This is a genomic window from Thiolinea disciformis DSM 14473 (assembly GCF_000371925.1).
GTDB classification, from domain to species: Bacteria; Pseudomonadota; Gammaproteobacteria; order Thiotrichales; family Thiotrichaceae; genus Thiolinea; species Thiolinea disciformis.
On sequence record NZ_AQVE01000047.1, the window covers coordinates 1 to 6716 of the forward strand.

Genomic DNA, 6716 nt, shown 5'->3' on the forward strand with positions numbered 1-6716 from the left:
ATGATGCCATTTGCAAAGTTACAGCACGAATGATTTTCATCCATTCATTTGCAGCGCCCCCACCAAAAATAGAAAACCCAGTACTCCAATAACACTTGATGAAATCAGCCAAAACTTCAGGCTATTACCCGTGAATATCGGGCGCAATAATGGAAATAAAAGCGCACGCGCTAGTAATACCACTGCAATAAGAAAAAGCACAGGACGCATCAAAGGCATGGTAGGCAATACACCCGCCCCCGCTAAGGCGTAAGCTGCCCACACTAACAATATAAAACCCACCACAACGGCTGAGATATGAGGTCGCCAATCCCCTGCTTCTATGGCTGCTGCGGCTTTTTCGCCAGCACCGAGAAAGCGATAACCTGCTGCGCCCCAAATGAGACAAGCAAAGTGTAAAGCTGCTGCGATCACACACAGGATTGCGGCGATTAGCAGCGGAAATGATGGAGTAAACATGAAAAATCTCCTGATGTCATTAAGATAGTTTTTTTAAGTCGTGTTGCCGATCAGTTATAGTTGGATAATCCTATTGTGGCTACTGTTTGAGGTGAAAAATGACTAAGCCCTTTATTAATATTGACGAATTAACTTATCAAACACGCCAACACGGAAAAACATTTGAAGCTCAAATAGCGCCCATAGCGCCTTTAATTGGTGCGCATAAACTGGGTTATAACATTACCATTATTCCCGCAGGGAAACGCGCTTATCCTTATCATGCCCATTTAGTCAATGAAGAAATGTTTTTCATTTTGGCCGGTGAAGGAACCTTGCGTCATTCAGGAAAAACTTGGTCGATAAAACAAGGTGATATTATTTGCTGCCCTGTCGGGCAGGAGCATGCCCATGAAATTATTAATACGGGTACAGTTGATTTAAAGTTTTTAGCTGTCAGCACGATGCAAGAACCTGAAATTGGTATTTACCCTGATTCTAATAAATTGGGTGTCTTTGCGGGTAAAGCACCAGGGCATACCCATAAGGATTATGATTTAAGAGTCATTGCCCACCTAGATACAAGTGTTGATTATTATGAGGGTGAGGAGTAATGCAGTATTTGTTGGTTTAGCAAGATTGAGTAGGTAATTCATCTAAGCAAGTACTTATACTAACCACTCTGTGTTTTGAAGTACTACTCGATAACCATCAATGTCTTCAAATGTTTTACCTACCCTATCCCAATAATCGTTATAGGCAGGTACTACCCTAAATCCAGCTTTCTCCATTTGCTGGCAACATTGCGCCCAAACTTGAGGCTCAGATAAATAAAAAACGAGTAAGTTATCTTGAGTAGGTGCTCGCCCAACCGTAGTACCTTTGTGATGAGTAAACTCAAGATGATAATAATGTACTTCATGCCCAATGATTGAACCGTCAAAGCCATTGTGATCTTTAAAAGACCCCAGTAATTTAAATCCTAATCCATTGATATACATATCTGTAATAGCCGCCAAATTATCCGTAGGACGCGCTATTCTGATTTTTGCTGATTTAGGAATCACTAAAGTTTACAAACCCATTTTTCACCAAAAAGCTATATAGCAGGAATAGTCTATTATTTTAAATACTGAAAAAATAACAACCATTAGCTTAAGCCAGTATAACGTAACAACTGGCAGCGTTGTAGTCGGTTTATGATGCATTTTGAGTATAATAACAGATTTATTTTTATGATGATCAAGACCCTAAGGAACGTCTGGATGTATAAAAATTAAGTAATAAACTAAAGCTTTTAAAATTATCTTCTCTTTTATATTGGCTCAGTTGGTGTGGCATCAAAATCATAGAGAATCGAGAAAACACCAACTCTTGATTTTTGATTAAGCAATTTTTGAAAATTTAAAAGTTAATTGTTGGGGCTGCTAAAAAAAGCAGCACTCCCTCTTTTAGGCTATCTGTGGAGATAAACCAGTACTTGCAACTACTGTTTTTTTCTTTCTAGCTAAACAACGATTAGTAGCATCAGTAATTGGTGTTTCACCATTCTTAACGCCCCTCATATACATTATAGCCGCAGCCGCTTGCATAATAGATTGGGCTGATTCGGGATTACTCATATCCTGAGTCATCTCGTTAATAAGTTCAGCATCTGTAATACCAGCTTTTTCAGCCCTACCAAGAGCGTTAAATTCTTTTCGTGCTCTTGTTTGCTGTGTTTCGAAAAGTTTAAAGTCAGCCATAATTGGTTACCTCATAATTTAGTTGATGGGACATAGATTAATGAGGATTCTGTTGTAGTTTTTCAAGTGCCCGTTCTGTCTCTACTAAAGTATTACAGAAATAAAGCTTTGATTTTTATCTTACTATTAATATTTTTGCAGGGAGTAGCTATATAGTGCTAGCAGCTTATTAGACAGCATTCTGCAATCTTAGTATAGGATCTACATTCAATTGCTGAGCACACGTCACCTATATGACTATATAGTGCGTTAAGAATTCCACATAGTCTGCTATTATCATAAAATTTTGACATGGTCTACGCCATGTACTAAGTAGAGTATTACTTTCCAAACGATCACATACATTCTCACCCCTCACAGTAATATAGCCCCCCACCCACATTCCCCCTAAACTACCCTCAAGCAAAACCATCGCACCTGTTTCTGAGAGAGTTTGTATGTCTTTACCCGCCGAAGCCATTGCCCAGTATCGCAGTCAATTAAGTTGTAATTTCAAACAGCTTGATGAGGCTTTTGCAGGTTGTATGCAGCAGGCGCACGCTTTATTGAGCGAACAGGGGATTAAGGATTATCTCGACGGTGCGTCGTTGGTGTGCAAAATCGGGCGCGGGTTTGACCCTGTGCTGACGTATCTTGAGGAAATGCCTGAGATTGCACATCATTTGGGCGAGGACATGCTCACGCGCATTAGCCAAGCCGTGTGGACGATGTCGCGCACGCCGAATGGACGCTCGATTCCGGTGTTTTTGCAGTCTTTGCCCGAAGTGGCGCGGCGTTTGGGTAGTAGCGAATTGCTCAATCATTATATTGAAATCATTTTCGAGATGATGAACCGCACTACAGGCTCGATTCACGGTTTTCATGCCACCATGCCCAGTGTCGGCTTGCCTAAACTACTCCAGCAAATGCCGTTTTTAATCAATCAATTGGCATTGGGTGGCTTAAAAAATTGGATTGAATACGGGATTCGCAATTATGGCAAACATCCGCAGCGCCAAGAGGAGTACTTCGCGCTGGAGTCGGCGGATAGTAAAGCCATGTTGCAGCACGAGCGCAAAGGTACGCTGTTTACCCATCACGAGCGCAAACTGAATTTGTACCTGCAAGCTTGTTGGCAATTAGCCCCGCCTTTAGTACCGTACTCGATTGATTTCCGCGAGATGCGCAAGCAACAACCGTATTTTGATGAGTACGGTATGCGCATTCCTGATGTATTCGATGATTTTAACGGGGTGCGCGGTATAGACCGTTATCGCGCGGTGTTGGCGCACATGGCGGCGCATCAACGTTGGTCGAGCCAAGTGATTGCCGATAATTTCAGCCCCCAGCAACGCATTGCCATTGAGCGCTTGGAAGATAGCCGCGTCGAGTACTTGGCAATGCAGCAGTATCAAGGCTTACGGCGTATTTTTATTGCCCTGCATCCGCGTCCTGAAGAAGGTTCGTGTCATCCCGCTCAGGAATCGTGTTTGCGGCATCGTTTGGCGATGTTGTCCTATGCGATTTTGAACCCTGAGCATGGCTATCAACAGGCAGTGATCAATGAGTTTGCCGCTAAATTTCATGCACTGATGCAGCAAGGCGAGCAAAGTACTCAGGCTATGGTCGATTTAGCCTTGTCCTTTGTGGCAAAGACGCGCTTGCAGTCGGATCAATTGCCCAATGTGTATTTTACCGACACCGCGATTCCGTACCGTGATGATAATCGGCACTTGTGGCAGTTTATTGAAGAAAGCGATGACGAGGACTTTTTCGAGCAAACTCAATGCGATGAGCAAAGTGAAGTAACAGGTTTGCCGCCGCGTCATTACCCCGAATGGGATTACAGCTCACAGACCTATCGCCCTGATTGGGTGAGTGTGTACGAAGGTTTGCACAAACAAGGCAGCCCCGCGCACATTGATGCCCTGCTTGCCAAACATGCCGCCCTCGCCAAAAAGCTCAAGCAATTGGTCGAGCTACTCAAGCCGCAAAACTATACCCGTGTGCGCTATCAAGAAGAAGGCAGTGAGTTGGATTTGGATGTGGCGATTCGTTCCCTGATTGATTTCAAAAGCGGCGCGAATCCTGACCCGCGTATCAATATGAGCCACAAGCACGATGGGCGCAATATTGCCGTGATGTTGCTGCTGGATTTATCCGCCTCGATCAGCGAAACCCCGCAAGGCTGTACGCAAAGCATCCTCGAACTCAGCCAAGAAGCGGTGTCCTTATTAGCATGGGCAATTGAAGCACTCGGCGACCCGTTTGCCATTGCGGGTTTTGCCTCCAACACGCGCCACGAAGTGCGTTATCAGCATATCAAAGGCTTCCGCGAGTCGTTTCAGGACGAAGTCAAAGGACGTTTAGCAGCAATGGAAGCAGGCTATTCCACACGCATGGGTGCAGCATTACGCCATGCCGCGCATTATTTAGAGCATCAAAACGCGGATAAGAAATTACTGCTGATTCTCACCGACGGCGAACCGTCCGATATTGATGTCGACGATCCGCAACACCTCAGTCAAGACACACGCCAAGCGGTGAAGGAATTAGATAATCAAGGGATTTACACCTACTGCATTAGCCTCGACCCACGAGCGGACGACTACGTGCGCGATATATTCGGCAAACGTTATACGGTGATTGATAATGTGCAGCGATTGCCAGAACGATTGCCGCAGGTGTTTATGGCGTTGACGGGGTAGGTTTTAGTTTTCAATAAAGCTAAATCACGTTCCTTCTCATTAGCGAATTTATGGAAAAACTGTCAACAATGTTGAAATCGCAATAATAAACTGCAAGTACCTTACTAGCGTAAAGGAATCATCGCTTTTTTTGCATAAAGCCTACAAAATTATTCGCTTTTTCACACTCATCAAGCTTGTTAGGATAAGGTTTTATCCTGTTGGAGCTAAGATTATGCCGATACGCGCCGCACAGTTACAAGACAAAAATACGCTATCTGACCTTATTCATACTGCCAATCAAGCGGTTGCTCAGCAGTTTCACATTACCTATGAAAACAACCCCAAACATCCATCTTTTTATACACCTGAATGGGTGGAGAGTGATTTTCAGCGACGTGAGCAATACTTTATTTATCAGCAAGATGGTAAAGCAATAGGCTGTGTGGCTTATGAAAAACCCAATGCGGAATTGGCTTATTTAAATCGTTTGTCGGTGTTACCTGAGTATCAACGACAAGGCGTAGGTGAAAAACTGGTAAGGCATATTATCCAACTAGCCCAAGCTGAGCAGGTTAAGCAGATCAGTATTGGTGTTATTGGCGAACATGCAGTGTTGCACCGTTGGTATCAAAAACTTGGCTTTCAAGACAGTGAGCGCAAACAGTTCGCGCATCTGCCTTTTTCGGTGCAGTTGATGTTGTATAGTTGTTAAAAAAGCCATTAGCGTCTAAGACCATCATAGTTTTAATAAACTAGCAGGATCAAAATCAGCGGGTACGGCTTTACGCTTGCTTTTCAACATACCAAACGCACTATTAGGCACATTGGCTGGCGTACTTTTGACACGTAGCTCAATGTGATCATCAAACACTGTATCAAGGTGAATATTGCCGTGAGAGGGGCAAAATTTGGCATATAAAGCAATGACATTTTTTATTGCTTGCTGATAGTTTTTCTTATCCATGCTTTTAACTTTAGACATTACTCAATACACGATCATCACTCATATTGAGCTAGTCCATCTGTTAGGAAAAATTTACTGCAATGCCCTAATTTTCTCGAAAATACACCACCTGAGGTAAACCTTCAAAATGATCATCGGAGGTAATCAATTGAGCATTTTTTTGCTGTGCTGTGGCATAAATAATGGCATCCGCAAAAGATAATCCATGTTGCAAAGCCAAATCAGCCGCTAATAAACTAATAGCGGTATCTAGCGCCACTACTTGACATTGTTCGGTAAGCGCAATGACCTCTAAAGCGGTGGCTTCATCACGTTCCCGTTTTGTCCATTTGTATAACTCGAATTGAATCACGGTTGGCATGTACACTTGATCGAGTTGTGAGAGCCACGGCTCGAATGTTTGTACCAAAACCCCGTCAGTTAACCATTCAATCCAGCCACAGGTATCGACTAGCTGTGCCATTACACACGATCCTTACGGTCACGATAAGCTTGTGTATTTGCACCCTTTAAACGCCCGCGCATATCGCGTAAAGAACGTACTGGTACTAATTCAATAGCTTTGCCTTTAACTAGAACCGTAAATTGCTGACCTGCTTCCAAACTGAGTGTGTCTCGTACCGCTTTAGGAATGGATAATTGAAATTTATAGTAAATTCTGCTAATTAAGCTACACTCTAATACTGGTCAATTCTCAAGAGACGCTCCGCGATGGGTGTGTATGGTTTAGAATTACGAGAACGCGTGTTGGCGGCTTATGAACGGCATCAGAATAAAAGTTTAGTGTGTCGCGAGTTTCAAATAGCGCGAACGACATTGGATGACTGGATACGCTGGCAGGCGGAAGGACGTTTAAAGCCGGAGGTGTGGTCGCGTGGACGTCGGCATACCATTCAGGAT

General features: G+C 43.6%; 10 protein-coding genes. 4 read left to right on the forward strand and 6 right to left on the reverse strand.

Annotation, left to right across the window (positions count from 1 at the left end; genetic code table 11):
- Window positions 1-36: 36 nt before the first annotated feature.
- Window positions 37-459 (reverse strand): hypothetical protein, encoded by a 423-nt coding sequence (locus A3IE_RS0119005; protein WP_020397201.1) that lies wholly within the window; start codon window positions 457-459, stop codon window positions 37-39.
- Window positions 460-557: 98 nt separating this feature from the next.
- Here A3IE_RS0119005 and A3IE_RS0119010 point away from each other — a divergent pair, with 98 nt between their 5' ends.
- On the forward strand, window positions 558-1052 hold the full coding sequence (locus A3IE_RS0119010; RefSeq protein ID WP_020397202.1) for a cupin domain-containing protein: 495 nt from the start codon (window positions 558-560) through the stop codon (window positions 1050-1052).
- Window positions 1053-1106: 54 nt separating this feature from the next.
- On the opposite strand, the gene A3IE_RS0119015 is transcribed toward A3IE_RS0119010, so the two are convergent.
- A complete protein-coding gene (locus A3IE_RS0119015; RefSeq protein ID WP_026155037.1) occupies window positions 1107-1505 on the reverse strand; it encodes a VOC family protein in 399 nt (132 codons plus the stop codon).
- Between the two features lie 384 nt (window positions 1506-1889).
- A complete protein-coding gene (locus A3IE_RS21430; RefSeq protein WP_020397204.1) occupies window positions 1890-2183 on the reverse strand; it encodes a hypothetical protein in 294 nt (97 codons plus the stop codon).
- A gap of 437 nt (window positions 2184-2620) precedes the next feature.
- Here A3IE_RS21430 and A3IE_RS0119025 point away from each other — a divergent pair, with 437 nt between their 5' ends.
- Window positions 2621-4870, forward strand: a complete 2250-nt coding sequence (locus A3IE_RS0119025; RefSeq protein ID WP_020397205.1) for a nitric oxide reductase activation protein NorD — start codon at window positions 2621-2623, stop codon at window positions 4868-4870.
- 214 nt (window positions 4871-5084) lie between these two features.
- Window positions 5085-5564, forward strand: a complete 480-nt coding sequence (locus A3IE_RS0119030) for a GNAT family N-acetyltransferase (RefSeq protein WP_020397206.1) — start codon at window positions 5085-5087, stop codon at window positions 5562-5564.
- A gap of 24 nt (window positions 5565-5588) precedes the next feature.
- On the opposite strand, the gene A3IE_RS0119035 is transcribed toward A3IE_RS0119030, so the two are convergent.
- From A3IE_RS0119035 to A3IE_RS0119045, 3 genes are all read right to left on the reverse strand, one after another.
- Entirely contained in the window at window positions 5589-5834 is a 246-nt protein-coding gene (locus A3IE_RS0119035) for a hypothetical protein (protein ID WP_020397207.1), read from the reverse strand.
- 67 nt (window positions 5835-5901) lie between these two features.
- Window positions 5902-6279, reverse strand: a complete 378-nt coding sequence (locus A3IE_RS0119040; protein ID WP_020397208.1) for a type II toxin-antitoxin system VapC family toxin — start codon at window positions 6277-6279, stop codon at window positions 5902-5904.
- On the reverse strand, window positions 6279-6482 hold the full coding sequence (locus A3IE_RS0119045; RefSeq protein WP_026155038.1) for an AbrB/MazE/SpoVT family DNA-binding domain-containing protein: 204 nt from the start codon (window positions 6480-6482) through the stop codon (window positions 6279-6281). Before A3IE_RS0119045 ends, A3IE_RS0119040 begins: the two co-directional genes overlap by 1 nt.
- A gap of 45 nt (window positions 6483-6527) precedes the next feature.
- Here A3IE_RS0119045 and A3IE_RS0119050 point away from each other — a divergent pair.
- A partial coding sequence (locus tag A3IE_RS0119050) for a helix-turn-helix domain-containing protein (RefSeq protein WP_020395671.1) occupies window positions 6528-6716 on the forward strand: 189 nt, incomplete at its 3' end.